The 16,219-nt window shown below is 60.7% G+C and carries 9 protein-coding genes; 4 read left to right on the plus strand and 5 right to left on the minus strand.

Going from position 1 to position 16,219, the window contains the following annotated elements; all coding sequences use genetic code 11:
- Positions 1-213: 213 nt before the first annotated feature.
- A complete protein-coding gene (locus V8689_RS05855; protein WP_056790000.1) occupies positions 214-1,632 on the plus strand; it encodes an amino acid permease in 1,419 nt (472 codons plus the stop codon).
- A gap of 288 nt (positions 1,633-1,920) precedes the next feature.
- On the opposite strand, the gene V8689_RS05860 is transcribed toward V8689_RS05855, so the two are convergent.
- Entirely contained in the window at positions 1,921-8,424 is a 6,504-nt protein-coding gene (locus tag V8689_RS05860; RefSeq protein ID WP_056790004.1) for an NEL-type E3 ubiquitin ligase domain-containing protein, read from the minus strand.
- Between the two features lie 70 nt (positions 8,425-8,494).
- A complete protein-coding gene (locus tag V8689_RS05865; RefSeq protein WP_056790007.1) occupies positions 8,495-9,625 on the minus strand; it encodes an OpgC family protein in 1,131 nt (376 codons plus the stop codon).
- A gap of 215 nt (positions 9,626-9,840) precedes the next feature.
- Here V8689_RS05865 and V8689_RS05870 point away from each other — a divergent pair, with 215 nt between their 5' ends.
- A complete protein-coding gene (locus tag V8689_RS05870) occupies positions 9,841-10,215 on the plus strand; it encodes a GtrA family protein (protein ID WP_056790009.1) in 375 nt (124 codons plus the stop codon).
- A 24-nt stretch (positions 10,216-10,239) separates the two neighbouring features.
- On the opposite strand, the gene V8689_RS05875 is transcribed toward V8689_RS05870, so the two are convergent.
- The 3 genes from V8689_RS05875 to V8689_RS05885 form a co-directional block, all read right to left on the minus strand.
- Positions 10,240-12,492: a glycoside hydrolase family 3 N-terminal domain-containing protein gene (locus V8689_RS05875; RefSeq protein ID WP_434520693.1), complete on the minus strand. Its 2,253-nt coding sequence runs from the start codon at positions 12,490-12,492 to the stop codon at positions 10,240-10,242.
- Positions 12,493-12,603: 111 nt separating this feature from the next.
- Positions 12,604-12,888, minus strand: a complete 285-nt coding sequence (locus V8689_RS05880) for a putative quinol monooxygenase (protein WP_056790015.1) — start codon at positions 12,886-12,888, stop codon at positions 12,604-12,606.
- Positions 12,889-12,900: 12 nt separating this feature from the next.
- A complete protein-coding gene (locus V8689_RS05885) occupies positions 12,901-14,520 on the minus strand; it encodes an FMN-binding glutamate synthase family protein (protein ID WP_032893353.1) in 1,620 nt (539 codons plus the stop codon).
- Positions 14,521-14,705: 185 nt separating this feature from the next.
- Between V8689_RS05885 and V8689_RS05890 the strand changes: the two genes are divergently transcribed.
- The gene (locus V8689_RS05890; RefSeq protein WP_223816944.1) at positions 14,706-15,659 is read left to right on the plus strand and encodes a hypothetical protein; all 954 of its coding nucleotides are present in this window, start codon (positions 14,706-14,708) and stop codon (positions 15,657-15,659) included.
- A 285-nt stretch (positions 15,660-15,944) separates the two neighbouring features.
- The gene (locus tag V8689_RS05895) at positions 15,945-16,217 is read left to right on the plus strand and encodes a type B 50S ribosomal protein L31 (RefSeq protein WP_003188912.1); all 273 of its coding nucleotides are present in this window, start codon (positions 15,945-15,947) and stop codon (positions 16,215-16,217) included.
- The last annotated feature ends 2 nt before the right edge of the window (positions 16,218-16,219 follow it).

The following is a 16,219-nucleotide window of genomic DNA, read 5'->3' on the forward strand; positions in this document are numbered from 1 at the left end:
TTTTCCGGGGCTTATCGCCAAATTTTGCCGTTTATTGAGTGAAAAGCCCTATCGGTAGCTTTTTATACTGCACGCCCCGCTGTCCTGGCCGAGCATTTGCGCCAGGCGGGTTTGCCCACGAGGCAGGCCCGGTCCGGCCGGTGTATGAGCCCACCCGCTGATACGCCTGAGACTCGGTGGCTAAATCCAATAACAAAATGAGGTTGTATCCCTATGCCTGTTGGCAAACCACTGCCCCCTGGCGAGACCGCTCAAGGCGGCCCGCTCAAACGTGAACTGGGCGAGCGCCACATTCGCTTGATGGCCCTGGGCGCCTGTATCGGTGTCGGCCTGTTTCTCGGCTCGGCCAAGGCGATCGAAATGGCCGGCCCGGCCATCATGCTCTCGTACATCATTGGCGGCCTGGCGATCCTGGTGATCATGCGCGCCCTCGGTGAAATGGCGGTGCACAACCCCGTAGCCGGTTCGTTCAGTCGTTATGCACAGGACTACCTGGGCCCCCTGGCAGGCTTTCTCACCGGTTGGAACTACTGGTTCCTGTGGCTGGTAACCTGCGTCGCGGAAATCACTGCCGTGGCGGTGTACATGGGCGTGTGGTTCCCCGACACGCCACGCTGGATCTGGGCCCTGGCGGCGCTGATCAGCATGGGCACCATCAACCTCATCGCAGTCAAGGCGTTCGGTGAGTTCGAGTTCTGGTTCGCGTTGATCAAGATCGTCACCATCATTGCGATGGTGATCGGCGGCGTGGGCATCATTGCCTTCGGCTTCGGCAATGACGGCGTGGCACTGGGCATTTCCAACCTGTGGACCCACGGCGGCTTCATGCCCAACGGTGTGCAGGGCGTGTTGATGTCGTTGCAGATGGTGATGTTCGCCTACCTGGGCGTGGAGATGATCGGCCTCACCGCCGGTGAAGCGCGTAACCCGCAGAAGACCATTCCCAGCGCCATCGGCTCGGTGTTCTGGCGCATCCTGCTGTTCTATGTGGGGGCGTTGTTCGTTATCCTGTCGATCTACCCGTGGAATGAAATCGGCACCCAGGGCAGCCCGTTCGTGATGACCTTCGAGCGCCTGGGCATCAAGACCGCTGCGGGCATTATCAACTTCGTGGTGATCACCGCCGCGTTGTCCTCCTGCAATGGCGGCATCTTCAGCACCGGGCGCATGCTCTACAGCCTGGCGCAGAACGGCCAGGCGCCGGCGACGTTCGGCACCACCTCCAGTAACGGCGTGCCACGCAAGGCGTTGCTGTTGTCGATCTTTGCTTTGTTGCTGGGCGTACTGCTCAACTACCTGGTGCCGGACCAGGTGTTCGTGTGGGTGACCTCCATCGCCACCTTCGGCGCGATCTGGACCTGGCTGATGATCCTGCTGGCCCAGCTCAAATTCCGCAAAGGCCTGAGCCCGGCCGAGCAAGCGGGTCTCCAGTACCGCATGTGGTTGTACCCGGTCAGCTCCTACCTGGCGCTGGCATTCCTGGTGCTGGTGGTGGGCCTGATGGCGTACTTCCCCGAGACCCGTGTGGCACTGTATGTAGGGCCTGCGTTTCTGGTGGTGTTGACCGTGTTGTATTACGTATTCAAATTGCAGCCCGCCGTTACCAACAGCAGCGCGACCCGCTCCGTCTAAACGTAGGAGCGAGCTTGCCTGTGATAGCGGCAGTTCAGTCACAGATTCAGTGGCTGACACACCGCCTTCGCGGGCAAGCCCGCTCCCACAGGGGATCTGTGCCAGGCGTTGATCCTGTGGGCAATGCATGGCCACTGTGGGATCTGTGCCAGGCGCTGATTTTGTGGGCAATACATAACCAGTGTGGGAGCTGGCTTGCCTGCGATAGCGGTGGTTCAGTTGAAGACGCAGTGACTGACAGACCGCCTTCGCGAGCAAGCCCCACCGGTAGCACCGGGTGTCAGGCCCTCAAGAGGTTGTTTTTTTCGCCTGCACAGCCAGGGTCAATTGGCGTATCAGCAGCGCCAACTCGTCTTTTTCTTCATCGATGATGGCCTGGCGACGCTCCAGATAAAGGTCTGAGCGCCGGTCCGATTCTTCACGGTTCAGCCTCTCGATCTTGTGCCGTGTGGTGGCGCTGATCGTCGCAAAGGGCTCGGGTAAATGGCGGGCCATGAACTCGATCCAGAACGGTTCGGTCATCAGCGCGTTGATTGCCGCATCGCTGGCCTTGAACCTTTGCAGGCGTTGACGGGCGCTGCGCACGTCCTGGGGTTTGACCCAGCGTTCTGCCGAATACAACATTTCTTCACGCCCGATCGGCAGGTTGAACTCTTCAGCCAGGGCGGTGCGCAGGTGCAGTTTGACTTCGACATCGTCCGGCTCTTTTCTGGCGGCCAGCAGCGCGCGAATGTGTTCATCAGCGAATTGATCCAGCTCGCGCAGTAAAAACACGCGCAGGGACAAATCCATCAAATCCCGGCTGGCCTGTAGGGTGGCAGGCTGCACCTTGGCGATATGGCGCCGGTGGGTGATTTCCATGTCGATGAAGATCAGCAACGCACCGTCGCCGCAGGTGCCGGCCAGGTAAGTGTTGAGAAAGATCTCGTTGCGTAACTCGGTGGAGTTGCCCATCGCTTCCAGCAGCCGCCACACTCGTGCCGTCAAGGCAGGGCGAGCGCTTGCGTGGGTGTAGGCATACGCCTGGGTCAAATCCCGCAGCACGCGGAACGTATCGTCCGGGCTGGGTTCTTCGATGGATAACAGTTGGTCCCACAGGGTGCGGCGTTGCGCGTGTTGTTCAGCAGGTACACCGCTCAGCCAATTGGCAAAGTCCGCCTCGCGGGGCGGTTGGTGGGCGATGCCCGGCAACGGGCCACCCAGGGCGGTTGCTGTGCGGTTTGTATGCGCGCTGATCCGAGCCAGGGTGTCGGCGTCCAGCGGGTTGTCATGTAACTGCAGATCAAGGTGCACCCGAGCCATGCGTCCGGGTTGGAACAGTGTGTGCGGCAAGGTGGTCAGGCGGTTTTCCTGAAGTAGCAGGCGGCTCAGGACGGGCCTGTCGTCGGCCCCCAAGGGCCACTGGTCGATCTGGGTATTGCGCAGGTTCAGTACCCGCAAGTTGTCCATCGCGCTGACATCCGGTGCCAGGCCCAGGGGGTTGTCGTTCAGGTTCAATTCACGTAGCGAGGTCATTTGTGCCAGGCGTTGGCGGGCCTCTTCGTCCAGGGTGATGTGGTTGCCGCCCAGGTTGAGCGTTTCCAGATGCCGCATCTGGGTAATTTCGTTTAGTAATTGGTTGAGCAGGCAGTCGATGTTCAGTTGACGCAGGTTGGCAAAGCGGCTGAGGAAGGCATTGCCGGTCGCCGGAAATGCGTTCCCAGAGATGCTCAAGGATTCGATGTGTTCAAAACCCCTGGTGCCGAGGATGAAATCGGCATCGGGCAGATTGTTATCATCCAGTTGAAGGTGCACAAAATGATGCTGGCCCGTGAAGTCAGCGCTGATCATTCTAGGGGTTTCATGGCGCCAGGCTCGACGCAAGTGCTGGGCCATATGGCGTCGCCTCCCAAGGTTCAGCCCCATGGGGTCGGTAGCTGGGTCGTCGATGGGTTGCGGGGTTTCGGCCCAGCGGGTCAGGCCATGATCCAGGGTGGCGTATTCCGCTTCGCGGCGCTCCAGCTCCAGTAGGGTGGCGGGCGCCGACAGGTCCAACGAGTCGATCAATAGCTCGGCCTGTTCCACGCTGAAGCTGGGGTAGAGTTTTTGCACCTTGCGCACCAGGTCCGCAGTCCTCGGGCCACGGAACGGCCAGAGGTTTTGCAACGAAAGTGGGTAGGCCACGAATGAGCTGTCCACCTTCATCGGCGGCTGCAACCATAGCGGGAGAGCGGGCAGGTCGAGCAACTGTTTGACCGCCACGCGTTGGTTCAGCGCCAGGTCTGCAACACGTGATTGCAGGGTAGCCAGGTCGAACCGGTCGGCCATGCCCAACGCGGTGCATTCGCTGGGCGACAGCAGCAGGGCAATGGCGCTCAGCAGATCACAGCTGCTGTGGGCCGGATCGTTGAGTGAGCGGCCATGCCTATCCAGTGCGCGGTAACGACCTCCGACCCGGATGAGCGTGCGGCGGTCGCTGCCATTGAGGTGTCCGCCGCTTTCCAGCAGGCGCCCAATGTCGGTGTCCTCGTGGATGTCCAAGCGCAACTCGCCAGGCCAGCCGCTGAGTGACTTGAGCATATGCAGGGTAATGGTGTCGCTGTCGGGGTTCATCAGCGTGGTCAGGTACAAGCCTTCATAAGCGCGGTTCAAGCGCAGGTCGTGGGCGGTCAGGCGCGCCTGTTCGGCCAGGCGCAGGCCGACCTGGTTTTTGTCCAGCAGTTGGCGTTGCTCCTTGACCGTGGCCTGGCCAAGAATAGCGCGCACGGCACTGACCGGCAGTTGTGGATGATGCTGTTTCAGGCGGGTTTCCAGCAGCGTGCCGGGTTGCTCGCTTTGCGCGTAGAACTGCTCGAACAGTTGGGTTCTTTCGCGGTGGGCGTATTCGGCGATGCGTTTGGCCAGCTTGAACTGGCGCTCTTCGATGGTTGCAGGCAGCTCGCCCAACAATGCTTGAACCAAGGTGTCGTTGAGCGCCGCGTCGTAAAGCGGCGTGGTGCCACGCGCATTGCCTTGGGATACACGAATGATTTGCACGGGGGCCTTGACCTTGGCGGGGTACTGGACCAGCACCTGATTGCGTTTATCCACCACTTGCAACGCATGGCTGTCGGGCCAGCCGGGCAGTAAACTCAACAGCATCAACTGCAGGGTAGGCCGGGCATTATGGCGGGCCGATGCGGTGGTCATCGCCTGGATAAAATGCAAGATCTGCCGCTCGATGCCTACGCGCTTGGTGGTGTCCTCCAGCAGCGGTGGCGGGGGCAGGCCGGCACTGTGTACCTCGCGCAGGGCACGGGCCGGTGTGTCGGTAATGGCGAGGATGCGCGCCGAGGTGGGCTGGTCGACATGGGCGTTTTCCGGCCCCAGGCGGTACAGCAAGCGGTGGTCATCCCAGCTCATCGGGTCTTCACTCGCCAAGCGCCAGGCGCCGTGCCGGTTGTGTTCGAGCAATGGCGTATCAACCCCCACTTTCTGTGGGTGCTTGAGTCGCCATTTGAGCAACTGCTCGTCAAACGTAATCGGATACAGTGAGCCGTACAGGCTGATCAGCTGTTGATCCTGCCACGTGTAAATGCCTTCGGCATTGGCCGGGTGTTCGGCGGGCAACACCAGAGCTTGTTCGTATTGGCCCAGGGAGCCATTGAGCAGGCTGACATAACCCTCGGGGCTGCGTTGCGCGCTCATCAAATCCCCCAGGGTTTTGCGCAGGCCCTTGGCGTCGGTGTCGGCGCTCATGCCCAGGCGGGTGCGTTCGTGGGGTTGCAGCACCGAACCGATCGCCAGGTAGAAACTGTCGATGGCCGGTGCTACCGGAATGGGGCCGGCATTGCGCATGTCGTATGCCTCGTAGCGGCCTTCGCCGTAGTGCAGCAGTTCCACGGTGGTGTCGTCCGGCCCGGTGGACACATAACGATTGGACGGCGCGCCGTTGGCCATCTCGGTGACCACGAAGTGGCGGTTGAACAACGTGCGCAGCAGGCTGGAGGCGAACTCCCGGGCCCATTGATCGTTGTCGGGGTTGAACGGGCGTGGGTGGTACAGGCCGTCGATGGCGGCGTCGATGCGCAAGGCGGTGCGGTGTTGTTCCAGCAGTTGCCGGGTCGCGGTGGGCAGGCTGGCGTCGTGCAGGAAACGTGTTTGTTGCGATGCGCTGAGCGGTTGTTGCTCGAGCAGTTGCGCAAGGTTGGCCGGGGTGAGTGGTGGGTACAGCTCATGGAGTTTGCGCAGCAGTGGCGTGACGGCCACCAAAGGCTGCGCCACCTTGATGGGCACCAAGTCGCGGGCCCCATGGGCCTGCGGCACTTCATGCCTGGCGTAGCCGGCGTAACGGGTGAGGGCCTGGAACAGGTCCAGACGCCGCGTCTGGGCCAAGGCGCTGATTTGCACGCGCAGGCGCGCAACACGCTGGGCCTGCGTCAAATGCGGGCTGCCGGCTTTGCCCAGTACAGAGCCTGGCGGTTGCTGGCGCAGGATCAGTGCGAACAGTTGTTCATCGGCATCAGAGCGCTCATCGAGCCCGGTGTAAGTGCCATCGTCACGACGCTTGAGGCGGATGAGCGTGGTCGCTGGCACGTGCTGTTCAAGGGCGCCGTAGGTTTCGCTCAATGTGCCGTCGGCGGTGTGCACGTTGATCAAGGCGCCCGCCGGCCATTCCGGCAATTGGGTCAGCAGGCACAACACCGCGCCGTCGGCGTGGGGCGGCATGTGTCCGCGGCGATGGAACTGCGTGATGAGCTGCTCGATCACCCGGTCGGCTTGCAACCGGCGCACCCCTTCGGCGAGGTTGACCGGCGTGGCCTGGCCCTGCCAGATGGCATCCAGGGTGCTGCGCGTGGTGGCTGTGCTGCGCAGCAAAGTCTCCATGGCTTGAGCGGGCACGGCGGTCGAGCCGTTGGGCAACATGCGTTCGGCCAACTGCACGTTGCTCAGGGTGTGCGCGTTTTTAAGGTCCAGCGTCCAGGCGCTCACGTGCGGGTCGTACACAATGGGTGGCGCGAAGCTGCCGCGATGATCGTTCTTGAGTACGAAGCGCATCAGGCTGGTGTCATAGCCGACCTCTACCACATGTTTTTGCTCAGCATGCTGCAGCCATGCGTAGTGTTTCTCGCGCAGCGAATAGAGGCCCTGGGCGTTGGCGACCTGGCCGTCGAGCAGGTGCTGATCGAGGATTGCATAGGGGCTGATATCCGGTTTCCACAAGGTGTGAGTGCCATCGCTACGCGTCACTTTGCGCGGGTCGCCCAGTTGCTCGAGCAGCCTGTGCATGCGCCGGCGATGCACGCTGCCGGCGGTGGAGATCAGCAGGCCGCTGACCGCCAGGTCGGCCACATCCCCCATGGCCGCGGCAAAATTGGCGGCCTCGCCCTTGAGGGCTTCGTTCACGCCCTGGATGACGCTGTGGCCCAGGCTGCCGAACACTGCGACCTGCATGATCCGGTTCAGGCCGGTCACCCCTCCTGGCACGGGGGTGAGCAGCAGCTCCAGCACCTCGGCGGCAATGGCGGCGGCGCCGTCGACGACAGCCTGCACGTCACGGTCGGCGCGACGGTTGGCCAGCGTCGCCAGGTTGGCCTGGAATTGCTGAACCAGCGACCCGGTCAAGGTCTCGACCAGGGACACGGGGCGTGAGGGCCTGGGCAAAGCGCTAAAGCGCAGGTCGGCCACGCTGCTTTCGGGGAACAGGTAGTGAAGGCTGTCGTACAGGAAACTGGCGGCGGCGGACAAGCCTGGCGGGCGCTGTTCCTCGTGGAGCAGGCGCTTGAACTCGTTGAGTTCAACCAGCGGCAGTTGGCGGGCGAACCATCCCAGGTCGTGCTTGCGATGGCTGTCTTTGAGTTGCGCCACAAACTGCGCGTTGGCACTGCTCGCATCCGGGTGATAACGCAGGGCGCCGCCGGGGCGGAAGGGGAAATAGGAAATCACCCCGAGGCTGGCCACCGGGATCAGCAACAGGGGCAGCGGTACGGCGGTGGCGGGCGGTGCCAGGGTCACATCGGGAAATACGCCTGAGGGTTTGCTCATCGCCAATCGGTCGATGGCAGGAAACGGTTCATCGCTGTCGATAGCCTGGGTCAGCGTCTGGTAAAGGGCCAGGGTCAGGCCGCTGGCACTGCGGTTTCGATACGCTTCAAGGGCTTCGAAACGCAGGCAAGCGCGTGCGCTGGCGCGCAGCAAGGTGTACAAGCTGCCACCGCTGCCCAGTTGCGCGGTGAGCACGCTTTGCAGTTCACCCCCAAGGTCCAGTTCACGAGCGATCTGGATGAAGGTTTCGACGGTCAGGCCTGGGTCATTGTTGCCAGAGAGATAGGTGGCATCGACGAAGGTCTGGCCGGATGCCTGGGGCGTCTGGGTGGTGTGGCTGAAGTTCAGGCAGGCCGCCTCCCACAGAGACATCGTCGAAAGATAGGGGCGGTATTTCCATTCGTCATAGGCGCGGCGAAAGCGCCCCTGGCGTTGGGCGTTGACGTCACTGCTGCGGGGCTCCCATGGCAGCGGCGGAGTAACCGGCTCCAGGTAGCGGGTGTGCAGCAAGACTGTTTCCGGGTCTTGGCCGCCGAGCTTTTCGCGCAGGCGCGCCAGGCCCTGGGTTTTGAAGGTGCTGATCAACGCGGCGTTTGCCTCCTCCACCGCCGTCAAGGCGGCGTGCGCCTCGCGTTGCAGTTTTACGTAGGTGCGCTGTTGGTCGGGTGTGAGGCTGGCCAGGCTTTGAGTGACGGTCTGGCGGATCATCTCCAGGGCTTGTTGCCGGTTCCAGGACTCGCTGTCTTGCAGGTTACCGGATAAGCCGTTGAGGCGTAATTGAGTGGGCATGGCGCCATTTCCTTTGACTGTAGGGTGCAAAGGCAAATGGAACCATCCCGGTGTCCGGCGGCGTCGCTAACTATGTAGTCGCGACGACGGCGCGGTTGGCGTAGCGTTGGTCCAGGCGCTTGTTCAGGTCCAGCCAGGCGGCCAATACGCCCATCAACACAGCACCGGCCAAGGCGGTGGATAACTTGATCGCCACGCTGTCGCCCGCCATGGCATTGAGCATGTCGGCCAGTGGCGCCAGCACCACGCCCAGGCAAAACACTTCCAGGGAGTAACGCCCCATCCGCGCCAGTTGCAGGGCCAGCCACTGCTTTGTCCAGCCAACGTCGGGGAGCAATTTGGCGGTCACGTAGGCCAGGGCCAGGAAGTGCAGCAGGCGCACCGGCGACAGGTCGGTCTTGCTGATGGGGTACAACCATTCGCCAATCACCCGTGGCATCCAGGCGTCATGCACCTCGGGCCAGCGCCACGACAGGGTGATCACGCAGGTCACCAATACGTAGAGCGCAGCGGCCACAAACAAGGGTTGGCGCAGCAATGGGCGCGCGTCGGCCGGGCTGGGTGAGCGCAATGCGGCTGCGCCGCCGAGGATGAACAGGCATTGCCAGGTGATGGGGTTGAAGTACCACACACCGCCATTGCTCGCTGGCAAATTCCAGCCCTGCCAGGGCGCCAGCAGGTACACCGCCACCGAGATCGCCACCATCACGTTGGGCACATACACCAGCAGTGGCAGGGTGAGCGGCAGGCTCAGGATCAGCACGATGTACAAGGGCAACGGGTCGGTGAGGTTGGGCTTGAAGCGCAGCAGCAATTCATCCTGCAAGGCCTGCTGGGTATTGGTGAGGAAATATTCCAGGCCCATCTCCTGCACCAGGTCGCGGGTCTCGATATGGCTATTGGCGAAAATCACGATGCCCATCAACAGCGCCAACAGGAAAATATGCGCCACGTAGAGCGTCCACACCCGACGCAGGATTTTCAGGCAGGCGAAGAGATAACCATCGCGCTGCAGAATCTTGCCGTAGGCCAACACGGCTGCGTAGCCCGCCAGAAACACGAAGATTTCCGCGGCGTCACTGAACCCGAAGTTCTGCACGGTGACATTGGCCAGGGGGTTGTGGGGCACGTGATCCCAGAAAATGAAGATCAACGCCAAGCCTCGAAAAAAGTCGATGCGCGGGTCGCGTCCGTTCAGCATGGCAGCGGGCTCTTGAACAAGTAGTTGAATGACGATAGGTGCGCGCGGGCGTCGCCGCACGTCGGGCGGGCGCAGGTTGGCGGTATTTGTAAGCAATTGCAAAGGCTGGGTATTGCTGAATGTCTCAATTGCGCTTGGGGCGTACCTGTCAAGGTTGACAGTAGACGGCGTTGGGCGGTCGTGGCTTGCTTGGCGTAGCCGCACAGGACTGAAACATGACTCGACTCTGGAAAGGATTCTCCAGCTACACGCTGATCGGTATCGCCAATACGGTGATCCATTGGCAGCTGTTTTTCATGTTCCGGGCAGGGTTTGAGTTGAATCAGGCGCTGAGTAATTTGCTGGCGTTCTGTGTGGCAGCCTCCTTCTCGTTTTACATCAATGCCCTCTTCACGTTTGATAGCCCCGTTTCCTGGGGCCGCTACTTGATGTTCATGGCCTGCATGGGCGGGTTGAGCCTGGCCGTGGGATGGCTGGGCGACCATCTGCGTATGCCAGGGATTGTCACCGTGCTGGTGTTTTCGCTGGTCGGCCTGGTGTGCGGTTTTTTGCTGTCGCGCTGTGTGGTGTTTCGCGAGCGTGGACAATGAAAATCTCGCTGGTGGTGCTGCTGTTCAGCGAGGAACAAACGGTGCGCGTTTTACTGCGCGCGCAATAGGCAACCCGCGCGTATCGCTCACCTCGAAATGCGCCTGGTTGGTAGTCGTCGAATCCGGCCCAACGAAGACGGTAAAACTGCCGGCCTCGACCTTCGGCGAAAAATGCTCGTCGAGCAAGGCAAAGTCCTGTTGGCCCAGGGTAAAGCTGACGCTGCGGCTTTCGCCCGGCGCTAAATGAATTTTGCGAAAACCCCGTAACCGGCGCACTGGTCGAGTGACGCTGGCAATATCATCGCGCAGGTACAACTGGACGATTTCATCACCGGCGCGTTTGCCGGTATTGGTGACGGTGACTTCAACCTCCAGCGTCTGGGTGGAGGTCAGTCGAGGGCTACTCAGGCGAGGAGAGGAGTAGACGAACGAGGTGTAGCTCAGGCCGAAGCCAAACGGATACAGGGGTGTCCAGGGCACATCAATGTAGGCGGATGCGTAGCTGCCATCACCGCTGGGTGGGCGGCCGGTATTTTTATGCGCGTAGTAAATCGGTATCTGGCCCACATGACGTGGGAACGTCATTGGCAGCTTGCCGCTGGGGTTAACGTCACCAAAGAGCACATCGGCCACGGCATTCCCGGTCTCGCTGCCCAGGAACCAGGTTTCGAGCAAGGCAGGCGCTTGTTGGACTGACTCATCGAGCACCAGCGGGCGGCCGTTCATCAGGATGATGACCAGCGGCTTTCCTGTGTTCAGCAATGTGCTTAGCAGCGCATTCTGCCCACCCGGCAGGCCGAGTTCGGCGCGACTATGGGCTTCGCCACTCTGTTCTGCGGTTTCTCCGAGCACGGCGATGATCACGTCGCTTTCACGCGCCGTGTGTTCGACCTGCTTGATGTCCTGGACATGCGGGCTGCTGGGCGAGGCGCCGGGCAGGTAAACAATCTCGCTGCCAGGTGCGACTGCATTGCGCAGACCTTGCAGCACAGTGACGGAATCTTCGGCGCGTCCGGCCCCGGCCCATGGGCCGATCGTGGCGCTGGCGTCCGAAGCGAGGCTGCCGGTCACCAACACCTTGCCCTGCTGTTTGGAAAGCGGCAGCAATGGGCCGCTGTTTTTCAGTAAGACGATGGATTTGTGCGCCGCTTCCCGAGCCAGGGCGCGGTGTTGGGGCGTGAATTGGCTGGCCCGCTCGCGGGCTTCGTCGCTGTACCGATAGGGGTCATCGAACAGCCCCAGGCGTTGCTTAGTCTTGAGCACGCGACGCACGGCGTCGTCCACGCTTTTGCGCGACACCTGACCGTTGCGCACCAACGTCGGCAGGTGTGGGCGATAGGATTGACTGGCCATCTCGATATCCACCCCAGCAGTGAACGCCAGCCGTGCGGTGTCGGCCGCCGTGGCGGCAATGCCTTGTGGGCCCAGTTCCCAGACAGCATTGAAATCACTGACCAGCAAGCCGGTAAACCCCCATTGTTTGCGCAACAGACCGGTCAGCAGGGCGGTATGGCTGTGCATGGGAATGCCGGCCAACTCGTTGAAGGACGGCATGATTGCATCGACGCCGGCCGCGACAGCGGCCTGGAAGGGAGGTAAGTACACTTCTCTCAAGGTACGTTCCGACAGGTCGGCAACGTTATAGTCTCGACCGCCTTCGGCAGCGCCGTAGGCCACGAAATGTTTTGCCGTCGCGAGCATCGACGAGACGTCAGGGGCACCTGCGCCCTGAAAGCCATGCACGAGGGCAGTAGCCAGTGCAGAACCCAGAAACGGATCTTCACCTGCGCCTTCCACCACGCGCCCCCAGCGCGGGTCACGGGTAACATCGACCATGGGCGCAAAGGTCCAATGCACGCCACTGGCGGTGGCTTCTACGGCTGCCGCGCGTGCGGTTCGTTGTGCCAGGTCCGGGTCCCACGCGGAGGCTTGCGCCAATGGCACTGGAAACACCGTCCGAAAACCGTGCAGTACGTCATAGGCGAATAACAAGGGGATATGCAGGCGAGAGCCGTTGACCACCTGTTCTTGCAACTGGCGGGTCTGTTGCGCGGTACTCGCCCCCAGTACCGAGCCCACCAGGGTGACGGGCATCTGTGTTTGCGTGCCTTGATCAATGACGGGGCCGGTGGGCGTAACCTGGATGCTAAGTTGGCTGAGCTGGCCAATTTTTTCTTCAAGGGTCATTTGCGCCAGCAAGCGTTCAACCGGATCGTCTTGGGCTAGCGCCAGTAGCGGGAGGCAGGCGAGCAGCAATGAAGCAACATATATAGGCATGGTTCACCCGTCCATGGGTAAGGTTGATGCCCTCAAGTGTTTTGCATCAGAGCCAAATCATCTACTGTCAGAATTGACAGTGCGCGCCCTTTTCAGACAGGCGGGGTATTCTCAGACAGCGTCCATCAGCAAGACCCTGCACGGTTTGGCCTGATACGCATTGATCTGCGGTACCAAACGGGTGAAGTGCTCGGTCTGGCAATGCGCATCCAGGGCTGCCTGATCGGGCCACTGTTCGATGAAGACGAAGTGACCAGGGTCTTTTTGATCGACAAACAGCTCGTAGGCGATGCACAGCGGCTCCTGGCGGGTTTTTTCCACCAGTTCGGCGTACCACGGGCGCACGATTTCCAGATGTTCGGGCTTGATAAAGTCTTCAGCGATGACTTTCAACATGCTAGGTGTCCTTTAGGCCGCAGCGATTTCATGGGGCTCAAAACTATCCGCCCGCGCCATCTGCCACATCCGCGAATAAAACTCGCCGTTCACTTCCCCAGTGAGCAACTCGCCGGGCTTTAAGAACACATGCAGCTGTGAAAACAGCTTGATCTCCGTCGCCGACATGCGCCGTACCAAGTGCTTGGCCGACAGTTGCGACGGATGCTCCAGCCCTGCGGCGGCGAGCATTTCTGCCAGGGCGTGCAGGGTGTTGCGGTGGAAGTTGAATACGCGCTGGGCCTTGTCCGGCACCACCAGGGCGCGTTGACGCAGCGGGTCTTGAGTCGCCACGCCGGTCGGGCATTTGTTGGTGTGGCATGACTGAGACTGAATGCAGCCGATGGCGAACATAAAACCACGTGCCGAGTTGGCCCAGTCGGCGCCGATGGCCAGGACGCTGGCGATGTCGAAGGCGCTGACGATCTTGCCGCTGGCGCCGAGCTTGATCTTGTCGCGCAGGTTCAGGCCCACCAGGGTGTTGTGCACGAACAGCAGGCCCTCACGCAGTGGCACGCCGATATGGTCGGTGAACTCCACCGGCGCGGCGCCGGTGCCGCCTTCCTTGCCGTCGACCACGATAAAGTCCGGAAGGATGCCGGTTTCGAGCATGGCCTTGGCAATGCCCATGAATTCCCACGGGTGGCCTAGGCAGAACTTGAAGCCCACCGGTTTGCCGCCCGACAGTTCACGCAACTGGGCGATGAACTGCATCAGCTCGATGGGTGTGGAAAACGCGCTGTGGCGCGACGGCGAGATGCAGTCTTCACCCATCATGATGCCGCGGGTGTCGGCGATTTCCTGGGTGACCTTGTGCTTGGGCAGAATTCCGCCATGGCCGGGCTTGGCGCCTTGGCTCATCTTGATTTCGATCATGCGCACTTGCGGGTCCTGGGCCTGCACGGCGAAGCGTTCGGGGTCGAAACGGCCGTCGCTGGTGCGGCAGCCAAAGTAACCGCTGCCCAGTTCCCAGGTGAGGTCGCCGCCGTTTTCTCGGTGGTAGGGGCTGATGCTGCCTTCGCCGGTGTCGTGGGCAAAGTTGCCGAGCTTGGCGCCGTGGTTGAGTGCGCGGATCGCGTTGGCGCTCAACGAGCCGAAGCTCATCGCCGAGATATTGAACACCGACGCCGAGTACGGCTGCGTGCACTGCGGGCCGCCGACCATCACGCGAAAGCTGCTGGGGTCGCTCAGTGGCGCAGGGCGCATGGAGTGGCCGATAAATTCGAAGCCGGACTGGTACACGTCAATCAGGGTGCCGAAGGGTTTGTCTGCTGTTTCGTTTTTAGCCCGCGAATACACCAGCGAGCGCTGGGCGCGGGAGAAGGGCAGGGCGTCGCTGTCGGACTCCAGCAGGTACTGGCGGATTTCCGGGCGAATGGTTTCCACCAGGTAGCGGATATTGCCCAGGATCGGGTAGTTACGGCGCACCGCGTGAGGCGTTTGCAGCAGGTCGAAAATGCCGATCAGGCTGAGTACACCGGTGACTATCGTGATCGGCCACAGCCATTCGTGTTCGATAAAGGGGAGGCTGGCGAGGGTGAAAATGACACACACAGCGAAGAAGGCGTAGCGGCTTAACAAGGACAGGCTCATACGGTTTCCTTGGGTTCGGACTCTTCAGGTCGATTGCCCATTCTGCACCTGTCGTTAAAGCACGGACAAGGATTGATCGCCCAGTCGTTTTTTTGTACTTCGGCGTCTTTGTACAGACAAAAATATCTATCAGCTTGATAGAGGAACGTATTACGCCCTCGTCACCATTCATTAGGCGTCCGGTTATGACCGGGCAATGGGAAAGTAAGGACACTTTTATCAAGACGGAATTTATAACGACAAGAGTGAGTGACTTGCATATGACCATAACGGTAACGGCATCGAATAATTTATATACCGCCTCGGCTTCTATACCTTCCAACCTCCACTGGAGTAAAAGCCAGTTAACCGGCTCGCAACGCGAGCAAGTCGCTCAAGAGCATAAACGCATGCAAGGTATTGAGAAGCCTGAGCAGGATGTGAGCCGAAAACCGGAACTCGCCACAGGCCGTCCACCGGGTGATACCCGCACCGCTGAGCAAATTATCGAAGACAACCCGATCCTCAAAAACCTCGGCCATCAGAAAGACATCAATCGTTCATTGGCTTATCAACAGCTTGGTGATTGGACGAGCAATAACAAAGACCCGCAAGCACGAGCGGATGCCGCCTTCAACGCTGCGCGGGTGCTCAACTATATCGATACGTCCTTATCGGCTGACGGCAAACACCGAGGCAAGGCCCATGGCAATGGCGATCTTGAAGGCATTACCCGTAGCGGCGATGCCCGGCACGGTACGCCGGCTGGTATGTGGAAAGACTTTACGGAGCAGGGTTATTCCGCCTTGCGCGACCATCACCGCCTGGATAGCACCAGCGATACCCATGTGAAGGCCGACGGCACCAACAAAGACAACCTGCAGTGGCTTGCCGGTGAGGCTGGCAAGAGAACCTGGTTTATCCCGGGGCTTAGCAATATTCTTCTGGGGATCGGCGATTCAGACTCGGGCGTGGAGGGGGCCATCAAGGGGGCCAAGGCGGGTTTCGACAAAACCCGGGCCGATGGGTTTGATCAGGCGCTCGGCAGCGCTGCGAAGGGGAATATTTGGGGCGTCTTAAAAGGGTATGCCAGTGCTGTGAACAAAAATGAGGCCACGCCTGAGCTGGTCAAGACCGTGTTGAATAAGGCGGGCAGCTAAGATCGGAGGGGAGACAGGTTTGGTTCTTGGAAAGGGATTTCCAGCAAGCCCCATAAGCCCATAAATATCTATAGATGATCTCGGCCCGGCAGGTAGGTATGCGTAGTCTGTCAGGCCGCCTTCGCGAGCAAGCCCGCTCCCACAATTTGATCGCGGGGGCGTCACCGGATACCTATGGGCATAGATCGGCGCAATCTATGCTTATTGCAATAGGTTCTCGTTTGGCTGCTTGATCTTGTGTTACTGTATAACAAATCAACCACGCCCAAACGCCCCGGAGGCCTCATGAAAGCTGGTATCCACCCCGACTACCGCACCGTGCTGTTCCACGATACTGCCGCCGACGTGTTCTTCCTCATCGGTTCCACCGCCGACAGTGATCGCACCCATAAACACAGCGACGGCAACACCTATCCCTACATCCCGCTGGACGTCTCCAGCGCCTCGCACCCGGTCTACACCGGCCAGCAGCGCAAGACCCAGGCCGAAGGCCGGATTGCCGGGTTCAACAAGCGCTTTGCCTCGTTTGGGTCGAGCCCGAAAAAAGCGGATGAATGAGC

Source organism: Pseudomonas sp. AK181, assembly GCF_051122975.1.
Taxonomy (GTDB): Bacteria; Pseudomonadota; Gammaproteobacteria; order Pseudomonadales; family Pseudomonadaceae; genus Aquipseudomonas; species Aquipseudomonas lactis.

Coding starts and splice junctions, on each gene's coding strand:
- V8689_RS05860 (WP_056790004.1), bottom strand. CDS start 8,424: ATGCCCACTCAATTACGCCTCAACGGCTTATCCGGTAACCTGCAAGAC.
- V8689_RS05885 (WP_032893353.1), bottom strand. CDS start 14,520: ATGAGCCTGTCCTTGTTAAGCCGCTACGCCTTCTTCGCTGTGTGTGTC.
- V8689_RS05870 (WP_056790009.1), top strand. CDS start 9,841: ATGACTCGACTCTGGAAAGGATTCTCCAGCTACACGCTGATCGGTATC.
- V8689_RS05875 (WP_434520693.1), bottom strand. CDS start 12,492: ATGCCTATATATGTTGCTTCATTGCTGCTCGCCTGCCTCCCGCTACTG.
- V8689_RS05895 (WP_003188912.1), top strand. CDS start 15,945: ATGAAAGCTGGTATCCACCCCGACTACCGCACCGTGCTGTTCCACGAT.
- V8689_RS05880 (WP_056790015.1), bottom strand. CDS start 12,888: ATGTTGAAAGTCATCGCTGAAGACTTTATCAAGCCCGAACATCTGGAA.
- V8689_RS05855 (WP_056790000.1), top strand. CDS start 214: ATGCCTGTTGGCAAACCACTGCCCCCTGGCGAGACCGCTCAAGGCGGC.
- V8689_RS05865 (WP_056790007.1), bottom strand. CDS start 9,625: ATGCTGAACGGACGCGACCCGCGCATCGACTTTTTTCGAGGCTTGGCG.
- V8689_RS05890 (WP_223816944.1), top strand. CDS start 14,706: ATGACCGGGCAATGGGAAAGTAAGGACACTTTTATCAAGACGGAATTT.